Origin of the sequence: Proteus sp. CD3 (assembly GCF_008808075.1) — a bacterium.
Lineage (GTDB): Bacteria > Pseudomonadota > Gammaproteobacteria > Enterobacterales > Enterobacteriaceae > Proteus > Proteus appendicitidis.
Genome location: NZ_CP019686.1, coordinates 802,388 through 826,499 on the forward strand (window position 1 = coordinate 802,388; position 24,112 = coordinate 826,499).

Genomic DNA, 24,112 nt, shown 5'->3' on the forward strand with positions numbered 1-24,112 from the left:
TCCACTCCAGAGTTTCATTATCAACTGCTATTCAATGTAGCTGATTTGCTCTTCTTTTGCCTGACTCCGGTCTGGTTTTCCAAGTAAATATTGTTGACGAAAGTAACTAAAATGAGAAAAAAGTTGTTGTGAGGCTTGAATATCACCAACATTCTCTAAAATAGAAGCCGCAACTTCTGCTGTACAATGTTGGTCTTCTCTTGCTGCTTGGCGAAGTATGTACTCACATTTACTTGCCTCATTTAAAGAAAATAGGGGCAATGCATTGAGATAAGGGCTTTTGCGAAACATTTTGCGTGCTTCGCTCCAAGTGCCATCAAGGAGGATAAACAAAGGTGGTTTGCTATTTACAGGGAGTTGGTTGTATACAACACGCTCACTTGATGCATAGCTTTCAGGGAATACAACATAAGCTTGTCTATCTGGTGTATTGATTAAATCAAGTAAAGCCTGTTCTGGAGTGGTTCGAGACCATAAAAAGGCCTGCGTGTCTGGTAATACATCGGCAATTAATTTCCCCGTATTACTTGGTTTCATCACTTCAGTATCATACATCAATAAACAAAATTGGCTTTTGGCTGGTTGATTGACAATCGTGTCACAAAGACATTGTTTTTCAGGTAATAAGCAAAAAGTGCAACGTTTTGTACGAAAACCTCGCGCTTTAAACGGGCGAGTTGAAATCGAAAGTCGATATTGACGAAGTCGAGAGACTGCATTGTCATGCATAACAGATTGACCAATACTTATAAAAAAGAATCGAATATTATCATGTTCAAAACAAACAAACTATTCTGTGTGTTTTTATCATAAAAATCATACTGATATATTGATTAAGTATGAGATGAAGTTAATTATCAATTGATCCTGATTAGTTTATCGATTCCTGTGCGTGATTCTCTCGGTGACAGTTGCTAAACTATCATGTAATCTGCGCCCCTATTGCAGTTGGAGAGACAAATGAACGATTCTTATGAAGGTAAAAACGGCAAAGTAAAAGTGATGTATGTCCGTAGTGAGGACAATGCCGATAATAAACCTAAAAAACCATCCCGCCGTCCTGAAAATGGTCGTGGTGATAACCGTGATAACAAACGCGGTGATAACCGTGACGACAAAAATCGTGATAATAGACGTGGTGATAACCGCGACGATAAAAATCGCGATAACAGACGTGGTGATAACAAATTTTCTCGTCGTGATGACCGCGGTGCAGGTAAGCCTTCAGGGCGTGGCGCATCACGTAATGAATCAAAACCTTCTCGCGATAGCGAAGGCGGAAGTTTTTCTCCATGGAAAACAGTTTCTCGCCCTGTTGGCGAAGAGGCAATTAAAGAGCACGATGGCATTACTGGTAAGAGCCAAATCGATCCTGAACAGTTGCGTCGTCAACGTTTAGAAGAAACGCGCATTTATGGTGAAAATGCATGTCAGGCTATGTTTAAAAACCGTCCTGATGCCATTGTTCGCGCTTGGTTTTTACAAGATGTGACGCCACGTTTTCGTGATGCACTAAAATGGATGGCTGCAAATCGTAAAGCCTATCACGTTGTTGAAGAAGAAGAGATGGTTAAAGCCGCTCGTACCGATCACCATGGTGGCGTATGCTTCTTAATTAAAAAACGTGTTGGTCATGATGCAGAAACCTATTTAAAAAATGCGCCTGAACATGATTGCGTTTTAGCACTTGAAGATGTGGGAAATCCACATAACGTCGGTGCAATTATGCGTAGCTGTGCGCACTTTGGTGTGAAAGGGGTTATCTCTCCTGATTCTGCTGTATTAGAATCTGGTGCTGCTGTTCGTACCGCAGAAGGTGGTGCTGAATATATCCAAGGTATTGATGCTGATAACTTTGCTCAAACTTTAGATAAATTTAAAAAAGCGGGTTATACGCTGGTGGCAACATCAAGCCATAAAGGCAGTGTGCCTTTATCAAAAGCACAATTACCAGCGAAAATGGTACTTATCTTAGGTCAAGAGAAAGATGGCTTAAGTGAAAGCACATTAAATCAAGGTGATATGAGCATTTACATCGGCGGTACTGGACACGTTGAAAGCTTAAACGTCTCAGTGGCTTCTGGTGTGTTATTAGCAGAATGGTGGCGTCAGCACCAAGGCTAATTGCTTTAAAGAATAGTATAAAAAACCCCGCTTAAATCATTATCATTTTTAAGCGGGGTTTTTATTTATAAGATCTATACTAATAGCATTATTTTCCTGGTGAGAATGGCGGTTTAGCAAACCAAACCACGATCATCATGATAAGGAAAATACCTGCCGCTAACCAAAAAATCTCATTGGCTGAAATAATTAATCCCTGTTCTGTAATAGTCTTAGCTAAATACGCTGACGCTTGTTCATTTGAAAGACCGAGATCATTCATTTGTTGGTACGCCATTTGCGAATCAGGATCAAGTGGATTAATTTTTTCTACAAAGGTTTCATGGTGAAGTGATTCTCTTTGTGTCCAAATTGTTGTGGTTAACGATGCGCCAATTGCCCCTGCCAATGTTCTTAGGAAGTTCGAAAGACTTGACGCCGATGCCATTTTTTCTGGTGGTAACCCAGATAATGTCATTGTCGTTAATGGCATAAAGAAACATGCAACGGCTAAACCTTGCCAAAATTGAGGCCATGCCACAGTGGCAAAGTCCATTCCCGGTTCAAAGGTATAAGCTCGCCAATAAAAACACACAGAAAACATAATAAAGCTAAAGCTAATGATATAGCGTAAATCCACTTTACCACCAAACTTACCTATAATCGGTGTGATAATTAACGGCAATAAACCGACTGATGCTGATGCTAATCCAGCCCATGTTGCTGTATAGCCAAAGACTTCTTGTAAAAGCAGTGGCAGTAAAACAATAGTACCAAAATAGATCATATAGGCGAGGCTGAGCGTGACGCAACCAATGGTAAAGTTTCGACTCTTAAAGAGTGAAAGGTCTATCACTGGATGATCGTCTGTTAACTCCCAAACAATTAAGAAGCTCAGTGCAACCACTGCCACAATGGTGAGGACTATGATTTCTGTCGAATTAAACCAATCTAGCTCTTTACCCTGATCGAGCATGATTTGCAAAGCACCTATACCCACGACGAGTAAAACAAGGCCAATGGTATCTATTGGCTTAATTTCAGTTTTTGTTTCGCGTCCAGCTAAGGTGTTTGATATACACATAATAATCAATACACCAAATGGAACGTTGATAAAGAATATCCATCCCCAATGATAGTTATCGCTGATGTAGCCACCTAAGATAGGCCCTAAAATCGGAGCAACAACAATAGTCACTGACCATAGTGCAAGTGCCATGTTTCGTTTTGCTGGTGGATAGTTATTCAATAACAAACTTTGAGATAAAGGAATAAGCGGCCCTGCGACTAAACCTTGAAGCACACGAAAGAAAATAAGCATTTCAAGACTTTGCGAAATACCACAAAGCCAAGAAGTTAACGCAAAAAGTGCTGTTGACCACATAAAGAGTCGAACTTCACCAATACGTTTTGCTAACCAACCTGTAATTGGGATAGAAATAGCATTCGCCACACCAAAAGAGGTAATAACCCAGGTCCCCTGTGAGTTAGAGGCACCTAAGTTTCCTGCAATAGTTGGAATGGCTACGTTAGCGATTGTAGAATCGAGAACTTGCATAAAGGTTGCCAACGCAAGGGCGATGGTCATTAAGGCAAGTCTTCCTCCTTGTAATGGCTCTTTTATCACCTTTACACCTCGCCTTTATTGTCCTGCATTTTGTTCAATGATTTCATTGATCAGTTTATTAATCTCTGACATATCAATTGTTAAAGCATCAGTATGGTAAGCAGGTGCTTGGCGTTCGCTGTGTGATAACACTTTTCCATCAAGGTTAATCGTATCGACAGTCACTTCAGAAGAAAGACCAATACGCAGTGGTTTTTCCGCTAATTCCTTTTCATCTAATGAAATACGAACCGGTAAGCGTTGAACAACTTTTATCCAGTTACCACTGGCATTTTGCGCAGGTAATAATGAGAAAGCACTGCCTGTTCCCATATCTAAACCTAATACAGTGCCGTGATAAATGACTTTTTTGCCGTAAAAGTCAGTTGTGATCTTTGCCGGTTGACCAATACGCATATTGGCGAGCTGGGTTTCTTTAAAATTGGCATCAATCCACATACCCGTTACAGGAACAACGGCCATTAACGGTTTACCCGGCGAGACTTGTGCGCCAACTTGGACGCTACGACGCGAAACATAGCCATCTGTAGGGCTTAGAATTTTAGTCCGTTCTAAGGCAAGCCATGCATTACGAACATCAGTCGATGCTTGTAAAACAGAGGGTTGTTTTGCAATTGGTGTGTTTAAGATAATTGCCTGATTAGCATTATATTGCTCTCTTGCAACTTCTAAAGCCGCTCTTGCAGTAGAAACCGCTTCTCTGGCGTGTTGAAGTTCTTCTTTACCAATAACATTGCGCTCGCCTAAAACTTCACGGCGACGAAGGTCATTTTGTAATTTAGTCAGCTCTGTTTCGCGTAAAACGATGTTTGCTTTTAATTGGCGGCCATTGATGATTTGCTGATGCATTTGGCGAACACTATTAGCTAATGCTGTTTTTGCTTTTTCTAATGCCAGTTTTTCATCACTTGAATCTAATAAAACTAAGGGTTCACCCGCTTTTACAAAATCGGTATTATCCACATAAACGGTGGTAACAGAACCAGAAATCTGTGGCATCACCATGATTTGATTGCCAGTGACATACGCATTATCCGTGGTTTCATGATGTCTTAACACCATAAACCAATAAGCTGTATAAGCTACGCCAGCAACAATAAATAGAGTAGTTAGTAACAGTAGAACATTTCGGCGAGTTCGTTTTTTATTGCGAATGGGAGCCTGAGGGGGGGTATTTTCCTCATTAACACTCATTTAGAAGATCTCCATAAAACCAGAAAAACATCATTAGCTATGTTTCCAGTATTAAAACTGGAAACATAATTATAAAGTCAATCTTAGAATAATTATTAGTGTGAAGGTAAATTATAAATGCTAATGGGCAAGTATGTTTGCCGATTTATGGCGTAAATAGGATTAGATCAATAAAACTATTTATTATGTTACTTCTTCTCACAACCGTTTTCAGCCAAAGTATCTAATTGTAATAATAACTTACGCATTAGTGTTTCAAGCTGTCTTTGTTCAGATTGATCTAATACAGACCAGATTTGTTTTAAACACTGATGTTGCGGTGGTAATAAGCTATTTAAAAACTCTTCACCGGCATCAGTTAAATGGAGATGTAAACAACGGCGGTCATTATGACTTTCACGACGTTCAATCCAACCTTGCTTTTCAAGTTCATCAGCAATACGCGTTGCATTGGTTCTTGAAGAGCCTAAAGCTGCACTTAATTCTGATGGTTGAATACTACGATTTTCTGTCGTATCTAAAATCATTAGTGCCATAAATAATGTCTCGTTAATACCCTGAGACTTCAACATATTATTACGACTTTCAAGAAGTTTGCTTTGAACATGCATAGAAAGGCGGGTTAACAATATTTCTTGATAAGGAATATCTTTGTTAAGCGATTTCTGTTGTGTAGCGCGAGTGTTTAGTAATTCTTCTGTTGGCGTAAATGAGCTTTCCATTTTTAGACACCTTGTTAGTTTCGAAAATTAGGATAATTCTGTTATCAACATGTTAAATGGTATATTAAACACACAATTTAGCAATTTTTATTATTTATAGTCACTATGTTTTTTTGATTATGTTACCTGATTCATAAATTTTCTGAATGATAACACAAAAAAAAGATAGGTACTTATCTCTTTGCAATAAGTTAATAAAATCAATTTATCACTTATCTGACAATGAATAGTAGTCTATTTGCGAAAAAAGGGATCATTTTTTACGATAAAACACGTAATAAATTTATTATCACTACCAATAGTTGTTATGTAGATAGTATCGAAATGAAACTATTCATGCGGTGCTTTATTGGGGAGATTGATATAATTTTCTTAATAAAGAATGGGATGATGATATACATTAATAGTAATCACGCTGTTAAAACATTCACATTTTATTCTGATTAGCGTGGAGTGGAAGAAATAATATAACCCATCCTTGGGTCTAAAAATTACTCGGCATGAATTATTGGATCATTTTTATAACCTAAAAACCAAACAATAAGACCGATAACACCAATGACTAATCCTGCGATAGAAACACCGGTCCATCCATATTGATGATAAGCATAGCCTGATAGTAAAGATCCTAATGCACCACCAATAAAATAGCTTGTCATATAGGCGGCAGTCAGGCGGTTTCTAGCATCAGGTAAAATGCGATATATGGTGCTCTGATTGGTGACATGAACCCCCTGAACAGCTAAGTCTAGTAGGACAACGCCAATGATAAAGCTGATTAGCCCAACCCAGTGATAATAAGGTGCAATAATGATAAAGCCCCAAGAAAGAAAGAGAAGAATTAATCCCACCGTGGTGGTTTTCTTGCCTTTTCCTTTATCAACTAATACACCCGCTTTACCCGCCATTAATGCACCAGCAGCACCTACAAGTCCAAATAAACCAATCACAGCATCCGAGTAATTAAAAGGATCAGAAGCCAATAAAAAGGCCATTGAGGTCCACAATAAACCAAAGTGAGCAAAAATAAGCGCACCAACTAATGAACGAGTTCTTAATACGGGTGTTGTTGCAAATAATTTGAAAATAGAACCGAGTAATTGGAAATAATTTAAGTCGGTTTTACTTTTATAAGTGGGCAAACAGCGCCATAAAGTGATAGCCAAAATCGCCAGAAAAATACTCGCTACCCAGAAAATACCCTGCCAATTGGTAAATGATGCCATTAATCCAGATGCGGTTCTTGCCAGTAAGATCCCGAGTAACAGACCACTCATAATAGTTCCGACGGCCTTTCCTCTTTGGTGTGGTGCGGCAAGTGTTGCAGCAAAAGGAATAAGGATTTGAGCCACAACGGCGAACATACCTGAGAGCGCAGTTCCGATTAACATCACCCAAATATTAGGCGCCATAGCGGTAATTAATAGACCACTCGCTGAAATTAATGTCATGGTAATAATGAGTGAGCGACGTTCAAAAATATCGCCAAGAGGCACTAACAACATTAGCCCTACGGCATAACTTAATTGCGCGGTGGTGACAATAAATCCCGCCAAAGTAGCCGATATGTGGAAATAGTTTGCGATTGAATCAAGTAGAGGTTGTGCGTAGTAGTTACTGGCAACAACCATACCTGTGGCAACCGCCATAAGTAAAATAAGACCTTTGCTTAGCGATGTTTGTGGTGCGGTGTGTTCCATAATACTCATAACAAATCATTTGTAAGGTAAATGATAGTAACATGAGTCATTTTTTTAAGGAAAGCATTACGGTGATAGAGATGTTCAATTAATTTGATATAAACCCTTAGATTTTATTCTTATAACATATTGTTTTATATGATTAATAAACAGCAGCTTTTGCTAGTTAATAACTAAAAAGCGTAAAAAAAAAGCATAGCCAAACACCATATCCATTGAATTGAAACGCCAATCACGGCAAAAGAAAATAGACGTTTAGTCCCTAACCAGCGGGCTTCCATAGTCTGTTTTTGGGGACGTTTAGGAAATAATGTAGAGAGACTTTTATCAAAGCTTACATCGTCTTGATAACGATAAAGAGCTTGAAAAAAATGGCTATCAAGCCATAAACGAAAAAGGTGATATTGCGTAAATAAAAATAAAACAGAAGCAACAAAGAAAGCCAATTTATTGTGAAAATGAAGGCTAAACACAGGCCATGTGCTTATATAAGGTAACAGTGATAATAGCAGCAAATAGCGCCAACTTTGAGTTAAAGACACAATGACTTTACCGCTCGTTTTTGTTGTCAGCATAGTTACCTCGTTATCTATTTTGTTGGAAACGTGAATACCAAGTTTGTAGTGCCTCTTGTGTTTCTGAATTTAAAATGACTTGAGGGCGTGTTTGATACACTTGTTTTATTGCATCTTCCAAAGTATCTACTGTGCCATTGTAAACTAGCCATGCAACCGCAATGGTTGCACTGCGTGAATAGCCTAATTTGCAATGAATATAAACAGTACCAACTTGGCTAAGTCGTTCCATAGACAACATGGCTTTGCTGATATCATCAGGAGATAATGGTAGTAAATCGATTTGAGGTTGGGCTAAATAAAGCTGATTTTGGCTAAATTTATTTCTTGGCCATTCACAGGTTAAATCAAAAACGGCATTTGCTTTTAATTTATAAAGTGGGCGTCCACCTAATAAAATACCTTCAGCAATTAAACTGGGTGTTTGGCAACGAGTTAAATAATAGCGATAAGTACACCAAGCAAAAAAGCGATAAGGTAATAGGATTATCTGTGCAGAAAGGGGGATTTCACCCTGAGCATTTTTTTGAAAAATAGAAGCGCCAGCGCCTAAATAACCTAAAGTCACAAAAGTTAATGTGATTGCAGGCCAGAGAAAAATCCAAAAGAAACCTTGTAAACCAAAAGATAACAGGTAGAACACCATTGCTGATAATGCATAGTTTTTACCAATACGTAAACTGCGTTTGCTGCCAGTAAAATGCCATTTCCAACGAGAGTTTATTGGTAATAAATAACAAATAAATACGCCAACACCAAAGCCCGTAATAATATCAATAAAGTGGTGTTGCCACGTTGTCAGTACAGAAACAGCAATAAGCAATGACCATAAATTTAAAAACCATTGCCATGATTTAGGCGTATGTGCGCGAAAACGTAACCAAAGTATCCACAATAAGATAATGTGCAAAGAAGGCGCTTGGTTATAAGGTAAATCGAAACCTTCTAATTGGGTAAATAACCAACCAGAAAATCCTTCTGTTGTTGGGCGAATAAAACTAAATTTTAAAGGAAATAATAAAAAACCAGCGCAAGCAATAAGAGAGGCGACAATTAAACGTAGTCCATGTACAAATTGCTCTCTCAATGTTGTACAAATAATCAGTGAAATACCATAGGCAATATTCACACTCCAATAAGGAATGATTGTCCAAGGTAAAAAGGGGATCGCTTTTTCCCAAGAATAAACAAAAGAAGGAACATCAGATAAAGTGGCAGTGTAAGTGTTAACTTGCATATAAGTTAAATAGAAAAATGGGGCAAGAAATAACAGCCATACAATACCAGCAAGCCAGATACTTTTTCTCGATGATGTTATTTGAGTGTGTTGGTCGCCACCCATACTAAAATTCCTTTCTTTGGTTATGCTTCTATTTTTACAACCACTTAAAACTATCGCTATATGTTGCCATATAGCGATAGCTCGGTTATTGAGGGTGCATTCCGTTAGCGACGTTTTGCTATTGATACACTGAAAATACCCCAATGATCAATTTGTTGATCTAACTTCTCAAAACCAGCTTCATTAACTAAAGCATCCATTTCACCTTGACTACGGCAACGCATGATCCAAGGTTGTCCATTTTGGTGACTTGGTAATACACGCGCAATCATTTCAAGTTGAGGGTGCCAAGGTTGGCAGGTATAAATTAATAAACCGCCACTTGGTATGGCTTGCGATAGCCCTTTTAAAGACTCTTTTAGTAGATGGTTTTCAGGGAATAATTCATATAGCCCACTGACAATACTTAACGTGGGAGAAGGCGAAACAGCACTCAAGCTTTCTGCATCAAAAGCGTTACCTTCTTCAAAACGCACTTTGTCTTCTAAGTGACGTTCTTTAATCGCCATTCTGCCTTGTTCAACGTTAATGGCGCTATAATCGCGCATTAAAATAGAATCGACCTTACCATAATCATTAACAGCATCAAAAAGATAGCGTCCTTGTCCCGCTGCGATATCCATAATATGCACCGGCATATTATTTTGTATTAATTGGCGAATTGCGTAGCGGATCGTATTTTCAATATTGATTTTACGTTGGCGAATACCTTGCCAGCCAATGCTATTTAAATACTGCCTATCAACAACACGACCAAATAATCCTTTGCCTTGGGGTTGATTGCGGTAGACATAATCTAGCGTTGATCCGGAATCAAAACCTTTATCGTAACCTAGAGCAACACCTTCAGACGCTTTACCTAAAGTGCTCATCGAACGGCTAAGTAATTTATAATAAAGTCTTTTGGGACAATATTTAGGAAGAGGGGTCTGTAATGCGCGATAAACATCTGCACTATGGCTCCAAGTATCTTCATGTTGGTAATCATGTTGATAAAGTGGTTGTGCAAATAATTTTTCAATAAAACTGCGCATTTTATTGATAGGGATAATTCTCTCTTTCTCACCTAAGGTATCGTGGTAAAAGCCCGGTAAGACATGCTTTTCTTTGATAGAGGTATTTAAACGTTCATAGAAAAGATGTTGAGGCTTGGCGTGAACCACATGATCATTACCTGAAATAAATAACTGTGTTGGTAAAGTTATCGCACTCGCATCTTCAACAACACGAGCTGCCGTTTTATAAAGCTCTAATAAAATATTGACAGCAATAGGGCGAGTGATCAGTGGGTCTTGATTAAAAGAGTCGATACGGCTTTGATCATGGGTTAGATATTTCGCTTTCACATACGAATTAACATAAAAAAGCCCACGAATTTTTTGCATTAAGGCAAGACCTGTACGTGCAAAAGGAACATATAATTTCACTTTAAATGCAGGAGAAGCTAGCACCATACCGCGAATTTTTGGCGCGTAATCGTGTACCCAACCAGTAACTAAAACGGCACCTACACTTTGGCCAACAACCAGAATATTCTCCATTGGAATATTATAGTTAGAAGAAACGTAATGAACGAATTCGTCTATATCTTTTATTGATGTTCCCATTGATGGGCTATAACCGCGAGCGCCTTCATTTTTACCATGCCCACGAGCATCCCAAGCAAACATGGAGAAATCAGGAAGATCTAACTCATCAACTAGATGAGCAACACGACCTGAGTGTTCATGTCCTCGGTGAAATAAAATAACTGCTTTTGGCTCCGTGGTAATTTGAGCAGGCCAATGGCGATAATACAGCTGTGTCTTATCGCTGGTGGTAAATTCAGACTCAATCATATTCCTTTGAGTTTGATATTGCGGCTGTTGATTCATAACGATGTATCCTTATCTTTATCTGTCATCGTTGCTTCTTTTAGTGCGCGATGAATTCGGTGATAACAAGTCAACAAAAGTAATAAATTAATAATAATAAAAAGATAATGCGTGTTTTCTGATAATGTCAGTGAGGGGAATAATCCGATAAAAAACGCAATAGCACCGAAAATAAAGGCTCTATCACTTTTTCCCATCGGACCATCATAACGACGAGATGCATGAATAGTTTGGGCAAGAATGCCTAAGAACTCAGTCATTATCATTAAAAAAAGTGCCAGCATGATCCACCAATAGGACTGTGGAAAAATAAAAGCAAAAGGTAGATAGAGTGCAATATCTGAAATAACATCGCTGGCTTCGTTTAATATCGCCCCAAAAGCACTCTTTTGATTATGTTCTCGTGCAAGCATGCCATCTATGGCATTAAGCGCCATACGGAAAAAGAGAACAAAAGGGAGTAATAAAAATAAGCGAGGGGAAGGATAAAGTAAAAGCAACCCACCAATGACAATGGATAACAGTAAGGCAGAAAGCGTGACTTGATTTGCGGTGATCCCTTTTGTGAATAACTGTTCTACATAAGGGCGCAATAGAGATTGAAATTTGGGCTTTAGGTCATAAATTGTCATGACGCATCCTTGTGTTCAAAAGTGCGTATATTACTTCAAAATTATTATTTTATTATTAGCTGATTTTTATCCTATTGAATATCTTTATTTTAATGGTTTAATTTATTTAAGATTTAAACATAAAACGTATATCTGAAATTTACTTGAGTTAATAATTATTTAGCGCTTAAAAAAAGGGAGAATAAGATATACATAATTGTAATTATCAGACTGTTCCGTGTTTGTTTTATTCTTTTCATTTTAAGAATGATTAAATTTTCTTTAGTAATATGTACGTAATTATAATTAGAAAATTAAATAAGAGGAATGAAATAAGAAATACCTTATAGTAACTAATGGAATTAGTTTAATTTATTAAAAATATCATTTTATATAAAATTTAAATCTAACAAGAGTGTATCAATAGAGTAGTTATCTGTATTGAGTGATAAGTGCAAAAAAACTAGATAATGATAATTATTATCATTATCATAATCGGCGCTGTTAGTTACAGCTCTAATCATTTATCAAACTAATAACCATACAAAAAGATACTACTATTATGATCCATTTCTTAGCAAAAAATGATGCTTATCGTCAGGGAATTGGGATATTTTCATTTTCGTCATCAGCGATTGCATTATTATTGACTTCACTCACTTCGTTAAATAGCTATGCAACTGAAAGTGTAAAACCAGAAATAACGATACCCACAAAGTCGGAGAGTCCTGCACAACCAAAATCGCGTGAAAAGATTATTCTTGAACCTATTTATGTATTAGGGGAGCTTAATTCGAGTGTTGATGCAGGAAGTACTGTTCTGACATTAAAAGATATCGACAGAATTCAGCCTAATAATATTGCAGAGCTGGTGGATAAATTACCCGGAATTTCATCATCTGGCTCTCCAAGACCAGGTGGTCAAACATTAAATATCTGGGGGATGGGTAATCCTGAAGATATTAAAATCACTCTTGATGGTACACCTAAAACCTTTGAGAAATATCGCCAAGGTTCAATTTTTATTGATCCTGAATTAATACGCCGTCTCGATGTTGATAAAGGTCCCCATAATATTACTCAAGGGAATGGCGGGTTTGGTGGTTCAGTGAGAATTGAAACCAAAGATCCCGATGACTTATTATTACCCGATCAGCATATTGGGATGTTTTTAAAATACGGGCATCATACTAACGATAGACAAAATCGTTATAGTGGTGCGGTATATGGCAAATTACTTGATGGACAAGCTGACGGATTATTCTATTTTAACCGTCGTGAAAGTGATGATCTGCGACGTCCTGATGGGACTAAATTTGGCTATTCACAGTCAGATCAAGATTCTTTTTTAATTAAAACTAATATCTATTTAACTGAAGCACAAACATTAATGTTATCAGCATCACGATCAGAAAGTGATGGTTGGACACCTTGGGCAGCCAAGCGTGATGAATTAGCTAAACCTAGCCAAGCTGAAGTGGATAAATACGGTTTTGATGCTGCGATGAAACGTAAATTAGTTTATCGTGATCAAAAAGATGACACCTTCAGTGTGAAATGGAATATTCAGCCAGTTGATTCAGATTTAATTAATTTAACGCTTACCTACGGTTATTCAAAAACTAAGCAAAACGATAGTCGCCCAGAGACAGCAAGCTCCTATTTTAGTGGCAGTATGGGAAATCAAAGTTGGGTAGATTATCGAAATCATCAAATCGAAATTAAAAATGAAAGCACTATTATGCAGGGTGCTTTAGAGCATAAAGTATTAGTGGGAACACGTTGGCATCGTAATGATCGTGATGTCTTAATGTTTACTCGCGATAAAGCTAAAAATCCAAATTATAACTATGGATATTATGCGCCTCCTTATATGCCAGAAGGTACGCAAACAACAACCAGTTTCTATCTTCAAGATTCGATGAGTTATAGAAATATAACGATAACACCGGGCGTTCGCTACGATATCGTTAAAAATCAAGGCAAGGGAAGCCGAGCTATTACTTATCAAGATCCTGATCCTTATTATGGTCATGATTATTCTGATGTGACTTATAGCGGGGCAACACCTCATTTAGGTTTATTATGGAAAATGAACCAGAATTTCAGATTCTTTGGTGATCTCACCTACACATGGCGTGCTCCATTAATTGATGAGCAGTATGAAGTTCAAGGAAGTGTTTCAAGTTTAACGGGTACAAGCCGTCACCTAGATAAAGAAACAGTAAGAGCGGCACGAATTGGTGCCATTGCAGACTTTGAAAGTGTTATTCAGCAAGAAGACCAACTGCAATTAAGAACAACACTGTTTGATACTCGTGGTAAAGATGAAATCTTCCGCCGCCGTGGTGTTTATTGTGAAAGTCAAAAGGTGGATGGGCATAATGGAAATTGTCCGCCTTCAATAGGTAATTACCGTAATTTACCGGGTTACCATATTCAAGGATTAGAAATTGAAGCCTTTTATAACAGCCCTAATGTATTCGGTCGTTTAGCGTATTCGACAATGAAAGGAAAACGTGACCAATCACCGCGTGATCCGTGGTTTGGTCAAAAAACATGGATTGCGGAGATCCAGCCTGATGCTTTACATGCCACCCTTGGCGTAAAAGTACCAAGTATTAATGTCAATATGGGATGGACGGGCGATTTTATTGGCGCTCAACGTCGCTCACCAATGGATGCTGATCCTGATGCGGGTTATTGGTCATTACCAAAAAGTAAAGGTTATGCAATACACGGTTTATTTGCGAATTGGGAACCTTCTTTTATAGATAATACTGAGGTTCGTTTTACAGTCGCGAATTTATTTAACCGTGATTATTACCCTTATTTAGGGGAGTCAGTTTCAGGTGTAGGGCGTGATTATCGATTTACTGTGGTAAAACGTTTCTAATATTACTGAAAATAAAAAACGCAGCTTTTGATCGCTTAAACAGATAAACCCCATAGCTATTATGGGGTTTATTGTCATTAAGAGTTCAATACTCAATATATTGAATTAATAACCGTATGATGCAGACGTTGCAATCATTGCCATCATGGTGGTGAAGAAGAAAATAAAGAAAAGAACCGCCATAATGATACTAATAATAAAGTAAATAAAGCCCGCTCTATTCCATGTTTCTTGCACTTTCATAAAGGTTTCAACAGAATCGTAATCACCATTTTTCCAAGCCCATTCATTTCCTTTAATACCACAGACAAAGAGCCAAATCAGATTAAGTAAAGGAACAAGTACTAATAATGGAAGATAGGATTTATTACCAAAACCCCAAATAATATTAAACATGAAAGCACCCCAGTTCCAACGTTTAATTTCCTCAGGTACTGGTTTGTTAGTGTAAGACACAGTTTATTCCTTATTTAAAAATAATAAATATAAAAATGAGAATGCCAAAATGGCAACTGGAGAAAGGAATAATCATAATTGAACAAATGAGAGAATGAAAGACAGGGATATCGCGACCATTAATAAAAAGAATAATCTTAATAATAAAGTTGTATTAGGATCTCTTAATTTTTATATAAACTTATTTTGCCTAATTACATATAAATTTAGTTTTTTATAAATAAAAACAGGCACACAAGAGTGTGACCTGTTTTGTGATAATCTTAATTTAAGGTTATTTATTGATTATTTTGCAGCTGCTTGAGCTTGTTCAATCCAACCATCAAACGTTTTTTGATGGGCTTTGATCCATGCATTAGCATGACGTTCAATATCTGCTTGTGATTTTTGACCATTATGCATACGTAAATTTTGCGCATTAATATCGGCAACAGATACTTTCATCACTTCAAAGAGTTTTGCCGCAGCGGGGTTTTCTTCTGCCCACTTTTTATTTGCTGCAATATGCATGGTACTTGGTGGGAAACCATAGTTTTTACCATTTGCTAATGTAGTATCGGTTTTATCATCACCTGGTAACGAAGAGAAGGGCACTTGTAACCAGACAACATCTTTACCCGGTTTTAATACATCACTTATCCAGTAAGGCGTCCATGTGTAATAAAAAATAGGTTTGCCTTCTTTATAACGGGTAATGGTATCTGCCATCATTGCCGCGTAATTGCCTTGGTTATGTGTGACAGATTTTTCTAATCCATAGGCTTTTAAGTGATTGTTGATAGCTTCTTCACAACCCCATCCCGGATTACAACCCGTTAAATCGGCTTTGCCATCACCATTGGCATCAAATAATTTAGCAATGTTCGGATCTTTTAATTGCTCAATATTCGTAATGTTATATTTCTCTGCCGTTTTTTTATCAATCAAGTAGCCTTGAGCAGCATTAACGACATAATCCCCTTTACGATAAAAGGTATTATCACCACCCGCTGCCGCATATTGTGAATTATGAAGAGGAACCCAACTGACTGCCATAAAGGTAGCATCACCATTGGCGATAGAGGAATAAGCAACGTTATAGTCAACTTCTTTAATTGGCTGAACAGTGTAACCTAATTGTTCTAGTGCTTTGTTTACGATTAAAGTTTGAAAGGTTTCTTCAGAAATCGTACTTTGCACAGGTTGAACCGAAATTCCTTTTCCAGGTAAATCAGCAGCGGATAACTGGGTGCTTATCAGTGTGGCGGACAATACGGTTGCCCAGATAACTGGATTACGCATAGTTTTTCCTTCTGTTGTGATGGTAAGAGATAAATAGCGACAGCGAACTGTCGCTTTTATTTCTTATATTGATTGAACGTGATGTTCTTATTGATTTTTAGTACTTATTTTTAATACTGTTTTTTAATAAATAGTGAAAATATTTATTACGATGCTTTTTTGCCAAAGAGTCGGCAAATTAAACCAATAGGTCCTGTCATATACCAGCATCGATTGCCTTTATGACGACTGTTTTGACCTAAAGATTGTGTTAATCGGTCAAGAATAATGGCGAGGATAACAATACCAGCCCCCCCTACGGCAGCAAGTCCCATATCAAGGCGACCTATACCGCGCAATACCATTTGACCTAATCCACCGACGGCTATCATTGAGGCAATAACAACCATTGAAAGCGCTAACATCAGTGTTTGGTTTACACCTGCCATAATCGTTGGCATAGCGAGCGGTAATTGCACTTTAAACAGCATTTGGCGAGGATTTGCACCAAATGATTGTGCGGCTTCAATTAAATCTTCAGGGACTTGTTTGATCCCTAAAATGGTCAATCTCACAATAGGAGGTAAGGCAAAAATAATGGTGACCACAACACCAGGTACGTTACCAATACCAAATAACATGACGATAGGTACTAAATAGACAAATGCAGGCGTTGTCTGCATTGCATCCAGTAAAGGCCGAACAATTTTGGATGCTCTATCACTGTTAGCTAACCATATTCCTAATGGAAGCCCGATAATAAGACAAAACAGCAATGAAGTGAGTACCAATGCAAGGGTAACCATCGCTTCAGACCAAGCACCAATCGCACCAATTAATATTAATGAGATAAAAGAAGCCGCACCCATGACTTTGCCTGAAAGTTGCCATGCAATCAGAGAAAACAGAATAATGGCGATAGGTGCTGGCATTGAGGTTAAGAAATTTTCAAAACCACTTAATACCAAATCAACCGGTACACGAATACCTTGGAAAACAGGGCGAAAGTGCAACACAATCCAGTCAATCGCTTCGGTAACCCATGAATCTAATGGGATCAGCGTATTGTGAAATGGGTCCATGATATTGAAAGAATCGGGTGCAACATCCGTCGGTGCGGCATCTAGCCAATCACTGCCAGCGGATGAGGTGTCAATATTATCAGTACCACTGCCAGCACCCCATGGATCGGCATCTGTTGATGTACTGTCAGCACTGCTCCAAGGATCGCTTTCTGTTGCGCTAGTATCTGTTGTTGCCCAAGGATCATCATTTACATGAGTTGTCTCTTGTGCCGTCTCGTTTGTCGCAGTCTCTTGGATCTTTGTATCCAACGCTGTGTTTTGATCTGCTGTATTACTCATTTGGCGTCTCCTTATCCAGTGCTTGTAGTAACATTCCTTTAGAAATTAAGCCGATATAGCGGTTTTTTTCATCAATAACAGGAATGGCACAGGGAGATTGTGCAACAGTTGAAATCAGCTCGTTTAACGGTGTATCACCATTAATGGCACAAGGCTCTGGTAAAATAGCTGACTCAATAGGTTGTTTATTCTTGAGCGCCTCTTCAAGAGACATAACGGAAACAATACCAACAAATTTTCTTCCTCGTTCAATGAGATAGCCAAAGTTTCTATCTTCATCTTCGAGTACTTTTAATGCAGAGCGAGGACCAAAACCAGGTGCAACATGCAGTAAGGTTTCTGGGCGACGTTTGGCTATATCTTTTGCACTAAATACGTGGCTAATATCAACACCACGGAAAAACGTACGCACATAATCATTTGCTGGATTGTTGAGTATTTCATCGGGTGTTCCCGTTTGAACAACAACACCACCTTGCATAATGGCAATTCGATCACCAATACGCATCGCTTCGTCCAAATCATGAGAGATAAATACAATGGTTCGCTGTTTATCACCTTGTAAGCTCAATAACTCATCTTGCATTTCAGTACGAATTAATGGATCAAGTGCGGAAAAGGCTTCATCCATTAACAAAATATCAGGATCATTCGCTAGCGCGCGCGCAAGACCGATACGTTGACGCATCCCACCAGAAAGCTCATCAGGCCAAGAATTTGCGTAACTACCCAAGTTGACTTGCTCTAAGGCATCCATCGCTTTTTTATAACGCTCGTCTTTGCTTAATCCAGCGAGATCCATTCCAAATGCAGTGTTATCAAGCACGTTCATATGGGGCATCAAGGCAAATGACTGAAACACCATACTGATTTTTTTACGACGAACTTGTCGTAATTCTTTATCTGACATGGTGGCAATATTTTCACCATCAATAAGCACCTCTCCCTTGGTTGGAGAGATCAGACGATTGAGAAGGCGGACTAGAGTGGATTTACCTGAACCAGATAACCCCATGATGACAAATATTTCGCCTTCTTCAATTGCCAGATTTGCATTTTGAACGCCCACAGTAAGCCCTGTTTTATCAAAAATCTGATCTTTATTCATACCCGATTCTAATAATTCGAAAGCGCGTTTAGGGTGCTCGCCAAATACCTTGTAGAGATTTTTTACTTCGAGTTTAATTGCCATGCAATATATAGTTTCCTATTTAAATATTGAAAGGAATAAATTAAATATTAATAAATAAGTGTTGTTATTTTCCTAAATAAGATTTTTAGTAAGGGAAATACCCTACCACAATGATTGAGTCTGACAACCCTATGTTAATTATAATTAATTAAATAAATTGCCTGTATTTTCTTTATTTTTAATATGATTAATAATTAAATAAAGTGAAATAAATAAAATTTATTAAAAGATATATTTTTCTCTAACTAACTGAAATAACTTTATTTTTAGAGATATTGTTATTTTGATTAGGATCTCAATAAAAATGAAGACTCAATATCGGAATAGAAGGGAAAAAGAGATGAAAATTAAATGAAAAAAAATCATCATACATTAGTTAAATTAATATTTATTATCCCGTAATAAGCGCTATCTACTCAATATCAGCTAAAATCATTCGAAAAAAATTGATTTTTTGACAATATTGAACGGCAAAAATCAATCAATTTGCTTGTTTAGTGAACAAATAAAAATACACCAAAAAATAGTCTATATTTTTCAGTGTATTATGTTTTATCTGTGATACATAATTAAATTGAATGTATCCCGCTGTTTCTCTTAACTTCAACTAGGCTAATAAAGCTTAAAAATCCCAATCATCGTCTTCAGTGTTAATGGTTTTTCCAATAACATAGGATGAACCTGAACCAGAGAAGAAATCGTGATTTTCATTTGCATCTGGTGATAATGAAGAAAGAATAGCAGGGCTTACATCGGTTATTTCATCAGGGAATAAAGCTTCATACCCTAAATTCATTAACGCTTTATTGGCATTATAATGAAGAAATTTTTTGACATCTTCTGTCCAACCTACCGTGTCGTAAAGATCTTCGGTATATTTCACTTCATTGTCATATAAATCTAATAATAATGAGAAAGCAAAATCTTTAATATCTTGTTTTTCTAATTCTGATTTATTTAATAACTGATTTTGAAATTTGTAGCCAATGTAATAACCATGAACGGCTTCATCCCTAATAATAAGACGAATTAAATCGGCTGTATTGGTTAATTTTCCTCGGCTTGACCAATACATTGGTAAATAGAATCCTGAATAAAATAAAAAGGATTCTAAAAAGACACTGGCGATTTTTTTCTTTAAAGGATCTTCATCTTGATAATAACGCAAAATAATTTCTGCTTTCTTTTGTAAGTAAGGATTTTCCTCACTCCAACGATATGCTTCATCGACATCGGTTGTTAAGCAGAGTGTAGAAAATATCGAACTGTAAGAGCGAGCATGAACCGCTTCCATAAAACAGATATTAGATAATACGGCTTCTTCATGAGGCGTGAGTGCATCAGGCATTAAAGTCGGTGCACCTACAGTGTTTTGGATAGTATCAAGCAAAGTTAACCCAGTGAAAACACGGATCGTCAGTTGCTTTTCAGCTTGAGTCAGCGTGTTCCATGAAGGAATATCATTAGAGAGTGGAATTTTTTCAGGTAACCAAAAATTCATGGTTAAACGGTTCCAAACTTCTAAATCTTTTTCATCTTCAATGCGATTCCAGTTAATCGCATTAACATGGCTTAATAAAGGTGATGACATGCTATGTTCTCCTTATTGTTATTATTAAAGTGCGCACGAAACACAGCCTTTGATTTCTGTACCGGCTAATGCAGATTGTCGGATACGAATGTAATACAAGGTTTTAATACCTTTACGCCATGCATAAATTTGCGCTTTGTTAATATCTCTTGTTGTGGCTTCATCAGAAAAGAACAAGGTCAGTGATAATCCTTGGTCGATATGTTGAGAAGCTTCAGCATAGGTATCGATAATTTTTTCAGCCCCAATTTCATATGCATCTTGATAATATTGACGATTTTCATTGGTCATAAAGGGAGCAGGGTAATAAACTCGTCCAATCTTACCTTCTTTTCTAATTTCTATTGGCGCGGCAATAGGATGAATACTCGATGTAGAGTGGTTGATATAGGAAATCGATCCTGTTGGTGGTATTGCTTGTAAATTTTGGTTATAGATCCCATGCGTCATAATAGATTGCTTGAGAGCTTGCCAATCTTCCTGTGTTGGAATATGAACATTAGATTGACTAAATAGCTGGTTAACTTTTTGAGTTTTGGGCAACCACTGCTGTGATAGATATTTATTGAAGTATTCACCCGTTGCGTATTTTGAATTTTCAAAGCCTTTAAAGTGCTGTTTTTTCTCAATAGCTAATTGATTTGACGCTAATAATGCATAGTAAGTGACGGTATAAAAATAGATATTAGTAAAATCTAATGCTTCTTCTGAGCCGTAATAAATCCCTTCACGCGCTAAGTAGCCATGTAAATTCATTTGTCCCAAACCAATGGCATGAGAAGCGAGATTACCTTTTTCAATCGAAGGGACGGACTCAATTTTCGTCATTTCAGAGACATTACTTAATGCTCTAATTGCTGTGCTGACAGTATGAGCAAAGTTAGGTGAGTCCATTGCCATAGCAATATTCATAGAGCCTAAGTTACAACTAATATCGTGACCGATATGGCGATAACTTAAATCAGGGTGATACTCACTTGCACTGTTGACTTGTAAAATTTCAGAGCAAAGATTGCTCATATTAATTCTACCGGCGATAGGATTGGCGCGATTTACAGCATCTTCAAACATGATATAAGGGTAGCCAGATTCAAATTGAATTTCGGCAAGTGTTTGGAAAAACTCTCTCGCTTTAATTTTTTTCTTACGAATTTGCGCGTTATTCACCATTTCACTGTATTTTTCACTAATACTGATCTCTGACATAGGTACGCCATAAACACGCTCTATATCATAAGGTGAGAAGAGATACATATCTTCATTACGTTTCGCTAATTCAAAAGTGATATCAGGGATAACAACGCCTAAAGAGAGCGTTTTAATTCTCACTTTTTCGTCCGCATTTTCTCTTTTTGTATCAAGAAAATGGTAAATATCTGGATGATGGGCATGAAGATAAACAGCTCCAGCGCCTTGTCGTGCGCCTAACTGATTGGCATAGGAAAAAGCATCTTCGAGCATCTTCATAACAGGAACAACGCCAGAAGATTGATTCTCTATACGTTTAATGGGGGCACCAGCTTCACGTAAATTAGTGAGCAAAAATGCAACGCCACCGCCACGTTTAGAAAGCTGTAATGCGGAATTGACCGATCGACCGATAGACTCCATATTATCTTCTATGCGCAGCAGAAAGCAGGAAACCAATTCACCACGCTGTTGCTTCCCACAATTTAAAAAAGTCGGTGTTGCGGGTTGGAAACGACCACTAATGATTTCATCAACAAGATGAATAGCAAGATCAGTATCTCCTTGTGCAAGCGTGAGCGCCACCATACAAACGCGATCTTCATAGCGCTCAAGATAGCGCTCTCCATCAAACGTTTTTAAGGTGTAACTGGTGTAATACTTAAAAGCACCAAGGAAAGATTGAAAGCGAAACTTTTTGCTATAAGCATGTTTGAATAGCTGTTTTATAAAGGCAAATTCATACTGTTCTAACACTAGAGCTTCGTAATAGTGTTGTTGGACTAAGAATTCTAATTTTTCTCTTAGATCATGAAAAAATACCGTATTTTGATTTACATGCTGGCGAAAAAAATGGTGTGTCGCTAATTTGTCTTTATCAAACTGAATATTACCTTGCTCATCATAGAGATTTAGCATGGCATTCAATGCATGGTAATCCAGTTGTTCTGTTGATTGTGTCATGTTAATTATCTCGTGGCGCATTGGTCAGTAAGGCTTGACCAAAACGTACTTAAACCTGTTTTTACGCGGTTTACATCTTCTGGTGTACCTAATAATTCAAATCGATACAAAAAAGGGATTTGGCATTTTTGTGCAATAATATCGCCTGCTAATCCGTAAGCTGCACCAAAGTTAGTATTTCCAGAAGCAATGACTCCACGTATTAATTGGCGGTTTTCAGGAATATTTAAAAACTGAATAACCGCTTTAGGCACTGCACCTTTAGTACCGCCGCCGCCATAAGTCGGGCAAAGCAACACAAAAGGTTGCGTTGCAAGCAAGGTTTCATCTTCAATAATTCTGGTCGCTTTTAAATGGAGCTTTTGTACAAAGCGATGACAGTTTTCAGAACGACTTGAAAAGTAGATCAAAGGTGCAGTTTGCATGAGATGCTCCTTTAGAGCGTGATCTGTCTGATTTTATCAGGGCAGAAACCCGACCAATGTTGTTCACCGTGAACGACAACAGGTACTTGGCGATATCCCATAGAAACAATGTGAGCGAGGGCTTGTGTATCTTTGGTGAGATCAACTGCAACAAACGGAATATTTTTCTGTTTTAAGGCGCGTTCTGTAGCGCTGCATTGAACGCAATTCGGTTTGGTATAGAGGATAACAGACATAAAAATAACCCTTATAAAAATATGGATGCGTCTGTTTTCACATCCATAATGAGAAGTACTTAAATACTATATATAGATTTATTTATTTTCAACCACACAATATATGGTGATTTTAATTTTTGATAATGATTATCATTAAAATTAAATAGTTAGTGAATTAATTTTATTTTTAGATCGCTCGATTGATCAATTTTTATTAGATATACGAGTAATTAGATGATTGCTTTATCAATCAAGCATGATTTAATCTTATTGCTAAAGACAAATCAGCAGAGAAAACATTATGTACCAAGACTATCTCAATGCACCTAAAGGCTTTCCAAAACCTTATATCTCAATCACTGCAAATGAAAAAGGGATCACGAGTCTCTATTTTGTGAATGACAAAGAGGTTGCTGTAAACACAAGCCCCGTGATTAACCAATGTATGCAACAATTAAAAGAGTATTTTGCGGGTAAACGCACGACGTTTTCAGTGCCATTAGCACCGGAAGGAACTGAGTTTCAAAGCCGTGTTTGGAAGACATTGCAGACAATTCCTTATGGTGAAATTTGGAGCTATAAAAAATTGGCGCTTACATTAGGTTCGATCAATTATTGCAGAGCGGTAGGAATGGCCAACTCACGCAATCCAATTTCTTTAATTATTCCTTGCCACCGAGTTATTGGTCATAACGGTAAGTTGGTCGGCTATACTGGTGGATTAGATATTAAGCGTTGGCTACTTCACTATGAAAAAGTAGAAATTGATGAATAGTTTAGATTGTAAGTATTAAGTATTGTTTCTTAAGTG

Annotated in this window: 20 protein-coding genes; 3 read left to right on the top strand and 17 right to left on the bottom strand. The window is 37.5% G+C overall.

The genetic code is table 11. The annotated features are described in order from the left end of the window. Window positions 1-27: 27 nt before the first annotated feature. Window positions 28-729 carry a tRNA-uridine aminocarboxypropyltransferase gene (locus BTA34_RS03545; RefSeq protein ID WP_151434521.1) on the bottom strand — a complete coding sequence of 234 codons (702 nt, stop codon included), beginning with the start codon at window positions 727-729 and terminating at the stop codon, window positions 28-30. 231 nt (window positions 730-960) lie between these two features. Between BTA34_RS03545 and BTA34_RS03550 the strand changes: the two genes are divergently transcribed. Then, entirely contained in the window at window positions 961-2,124 is a 1,164-nt protein-coding gene (locus tag BTA34_RS03550) for a tRNA/rRNA methyltransferase (RefSeq protein WP_151434522.1), read from the top strand. An 88-nt stretch (window positions 2,125-2,212) separates the two neighbouring features. On the opposite strand, the gene emrB is transcribed toward BTA34_RS03550, so the two are convergent. The 8 genes from emrB to BTA34_RS03590 form a co-directional block, all read right to left on the bottom strand. Next, the gene (gene emrB / locus BTA34_RS03555; protein ID WP_151434523.1) at window positions 2,213-3,730 is read right to left on the bottom strand and encodes a multidrug efflux MFS transporter permease subunit EmrB; all 1,518 of its coding nucleotides are present in this window, start codon (window positions 3,728-3,730) and stop codon (window positions 2,213-2,215) included. Window positions 3,731-3,745: 15 nt separating this feature from the next. Further along, complete coding sequence (emrA, locus tag BTA34_RS03560) at window positions 3,746-4,924, bottom strand: multidrug efflux MFS transporter periplasmic adaptor subunit EmrA (RefSeq protein ID WP_151434524.1); 1,179 nt, start codon at window positions 4,922-4,924, stop codon at window positions 3,746-3,748. A 188-nt stretch (window positions 4,925-5,112) separates the two neighbouring features. After that, complete coding sequence (mprA, locus tag BTA34_RS03565; RefSeq protein WP_151434525.1) at window positions 5,113-5,646, bottom strand: transcriptional repressor MprA; 534 nt, start codon at window positions 5,644-5,646, stop codon at window positions 5,113-5,115. A gap of 491 nt (window positions 5,647-6,137) precedes the next feature. Further along, on the bottom strand, window positions 6,138-7,346 hold the full coding sequence (locus BTA34_RS03570) for an MFS transporter (RefSeq protein WP_151436724.1): 1,209 nt from the start codon (window positions 7,344-7,346) through the stop codon (window positions 6,138-6,140). A 173-nt stretch (window positions 7,347-7,519) separates the two neighbouring features. Further along, on the bottom strand, window positions 7,520-7,921 hold the full coding sequence (locus tag BTA34_RS18265) for a hypothetical protein (RefSeq protein WP_265576170.1): 402 nt from the start codon (window positions 7,919-7,921) through the stop codon (window positions 7,520-7,522). A gap of 10 nt (window positions 7,922-7,931) precedes the next feature. After that, window positions 7,932-9,263, bottom strand: coding sequence for a phosphatase PAP2/dual specificity phosphatase family protein (locus tag BTA34_RS03580; protein WP_151434526.1), 1,332 nt, complete (start codon window positions 9,261-9,263; stop codon window positions 7,932-7,934). A 104-nt stretch (window positions 9,264-9,367) separates the two neighbouring features. After that, window positions 9,368-11,137, bottom strand: coding sequence for a bifunctional alpha/beta hydrolase/class I SAM-dependent methyltransferase (locus BTA34_RS03585; protein ID WP_151434527.1), 1,770 nt, complete (start codon window positions 11,135-11,137; stop codon window positions 9,368-9,370). After that, on the bottom strand, window positions 11,134-11,769 hold the full coding sequence (locus BTA34_RS03590; protein ID WP_151434528.1) for a CDP-alcohol phosphatidyltransferase family protein: 636 nt from the start codon (window positions 11,767-11,769) through the stop codon (window positions 11,134-11,136). Before BTA34_RS03590 ends, BTA34_RS03585 begins: the two co-directional genes overlap by 4 nt. Before the next feature lie 541 nt (window positions 11,770-12,310). Here BTA34_RS03590 and BTA34_RS03595 point away from each other — a divergent pair. After that, window positions 12,311-14,644 carry a TonB-dependent hemoglobin/transferrin/lactoferrin family receptor gene (locus tag BTA34_RS03595; RefSeq protein ID WP_151434529.1) on the top strand — a complete coding sequence of 778 codons (2,334 nt, stop codon included), beginning with the start codon at window positions 12,311-12,313 and terminating at the stop codon, window positions 14,642-14,644. A 105-nt stretch (window positions 14,645-14,749) separates the two neighbouring features. Here the strand turns inward: BTA34_RS03595 and BTA34_RS03600 are convergent, their stop codons facing one another. The 8 genes from BTA34_RS03600 to nrdH form a co-directional block, all read right to left on the bottom strand. Further along, entirely contained in the window at window positions 14,750-15,100 is a 351-nt protein-coding gene (locus tag BTA34_RS03600) for a ribonuclease G (protein ID WP_151434530.1), read from the bottom strand. A 285-nt stretch (window positions 15,101-15,385) separates the two neighbouring features. Beyond that, window positions 15,386-16,381 carry a glycine betaine/L-proline ABC transporter substrate-binding protein ProX gene (gene proX / locus BTA34_RS03605; protein ID WP_151434531.1) on the bottom strand — a complete coding sequence of 332 codons (996 nt, stop codon included), beginning with the start codon at window positions 16,379-16,381 and terminating at the stop codon, window positions 15,386-15,388. Between the two features lie 146 nt (window positions 16,382-16,527). Then, window positions 16,528-17,724, bottom strand: coding sequence for a glycine betaine/L-proline ABC transporter permease ProW (gene proW, locus BTA34_RS03610; protein WP_151434532.1), 1,197 nt, complete (start codon window positions 17,722-17,724; stop codon window positions 16,528-16,530). After that, window positions 17,717-18,916 carry a glycine betaine/L-proline ABC transporter ATP-binding protein ProV gene (gene proV, locus BTA34_RS03615; RefSeq protein WP_109374070.1) on the bottom strand — a complete coding sequence of 400 codons (1,200 nt, stop codon included), beginning with the start codon at window positions 18,914-18,916 and terminating at the stop codon, window positions 17,717-17,719. The genes proW and proV overlap by 8 nt, the downstream gene beginning before the upstream one ends. 622 nt (window positions 18,917-19,538) lie before the next feature. After that, window positions 19,539-20,507 (bottom strand): class 1b ribonucleoside-diphosphate reductase subunit beta, encoded by a 969-nt coding sequence (gene nrdF / locus BTA34_RS03620; protein WP_151434533.1) that lies wholly within the window; start codon window positions 20,505-20,507, stop codon window positions 19,539-19,541. A 24-nt stretch (window positions 20,508-20,531) separates the two neighbouring features. Next, complete coding sequence (nrdE, locus tag BTA34_RS03625) at window positions 20,532-22,658, bottom strand: class 1b ribonucleoside-diphosphate reductase subunit alpha (protein WP_151434534.1); 2,127 nt, start codon at window positions 22,656-22,658, stop codon at window positions 20,532-20,534. Between the two features lie 5 nt (window positions 22,659-22,663). After that, the gene (gene nrdI / locus BTA34_RS03630; protein WP_151434535.1) at window positions 22,664-23,083 is read right to left on the bottom strand and encodes a class Ib ribonucleoside-diphosphate reductase assembly flavoprotein NrdI; all 420 of its coding nucleotides are present in this window, start codon (window positions 23,081-23,083) and stop codon (window positions 22,664-22,666) included. A gap of 11 nt (window positions 23,084-23,094) precedes the next feature. Next, window positions 23,095-23,319: a glutaredoxin-like protein NrdH gene (gene nrdH / locus BTA34_RS03635; RefSeq protein WP_023581131.1), complete on the bottom strand. Its 225-nt coding sequence runs from the start codon at window positions 23,317-23,319 to the stop codon at window positions 23,095-23,097. Between the two features lie 283 nt (window positions 23,320-23,602). Here nrdH and BTA34_RS03640 point away from each other — a divergent pair, with 283 nt between their 5' ends. After that, window positions 23,603-24,076, top strand: coding sequence for a methylated-DNA--[protein]-cysteine S-methyltransferase (locus tag BTA34_RS03640; protein ID WP_151434536.1), 474 nt, complete (start codon window positions 23,603-23,605; stop codon window positions 24,074-24,076). Window positions 24,077-24,112 lie beyond the last annotated feature (36 nt).

Bases quoted from the DNA above. Each gene is read 5' to 3' on its own strand.
- BTA34_RS03545 (WP_151434521.1), bottom strand. From the start codon at position 729: ATGCATGACAATGCAGTCTCTCGACTTCGTCAATATCGACTTTCGATT.
- BTA34_RS03550 (WP_151434522.1), top strand. From the start codon at position 961: ATGAACGATTCTTATGAAGGTAAAAACGGCAAAGTAAAAGTGATGTAT.
- emrA (WP_151434524.1), bottom strand. From the start codon at position 4,924: ATGAGTGTTAATGAGGAAAATACCCCCCCTCAGGCTCCCATTCGCAAT.
- mprA (WP_151434525.1), bottom strand. From the start codon at position 5,646: ATGGAAAGCTCATTTACGCCAACAGAAGAATTACTAAACACTCGCGCT.
- BTA34_RS03570 (WP_151436724.1), bottom strand. From the start codon at position 7,346: ATGGAACACACCGCACCACAAACATCGCTAAGCAAAGGTCTTATTTTA.
- BTA34_RS18265 (WP_265576170.1), bottom strand. From the start codon at position 7,921: ATGCTGACAACAAAAACGAGCGGTAAAGTCATTGTGTCTTTAACTCAA.
- BTA34_RS03580 (WP_151434526.1), bottom strand. From the start codon at position 9,263: ATGGGTGGCGACCAACACACTCAAATAACATCATCGAGAAAAAGTATC.
- BTA34_RS03585 (WP_151434527.1), bottom strand. From the start codon at position 11,137: ATGAATCAACAGCCGCAATATCAAACTCAAAGGAATATGATTGAGTCT.
- BTA34_RS03590 (WP_151434528.1), bottom strand. From the start codon at position 11,769: ATGACAATTTATGACCTAAAGCCCAAATTTCAATCTCTATTGCGCCCT.
- BTA34_RS03595 (WP_151434529.1), top strand. From the start codon at position 12,311: ATGATCCATTTCTTAGCAAAAAATGATGCTTATCGTCAGGGAATTGGG.
- proX (WP_151434531.1), bottom strand. From the start codon at position 16,381: ATGCGTAATCCAGTTATCTGGGCAACCGTATTGTCCGCCACACTGATA.
- proW (WP_151434532.1), bottom strand. From the start codon at position 17,724: ATGAGTAATACAGCAGATCAAAACACAGCGTTGGATACAAAGATCCAA.
- proV (WP_109374070.1), bottom strand. From the start codon at position 18,916: ATGGCAATTAAACTCGAAGTAAAAAATCTCTACAAGGTATTTGGCGAG.
- nrdF (WP_151434533.1), bottom strand. From the start codon at position 20,507: ATGTCATCACCTTTATTAAGCCATGTTAATGCGATTAACTGGAATCGC.
- nrdE (WP_151434534.1), bottom strand. From the start codon at position 22,658: ATGACACAATCAACAGAACAACTGGATTACCATGCATTGAATGCCATG.
- nrdI (WP_151434535.1), bottom strand. From the start codon at position 23,083: ATGCAAACTGCACCTTTGATCTACTTTTCAAGTCGTTCTGAAAACTGT.
- nrdH (WP_023581131.1), bottom strand. From the start codon at position 23,319: ATGTCTGTTATCCTCTATACCAAACCGAATTGCGTTCAATGCAGCGCT.
- BTA34_RS03640 (WP_151434536.1), top strand. From the start codon at position 23,603: ATGTACCAAGACTATCTCAATGCACCTAAAGGCTTTCCAAAACCTTAT.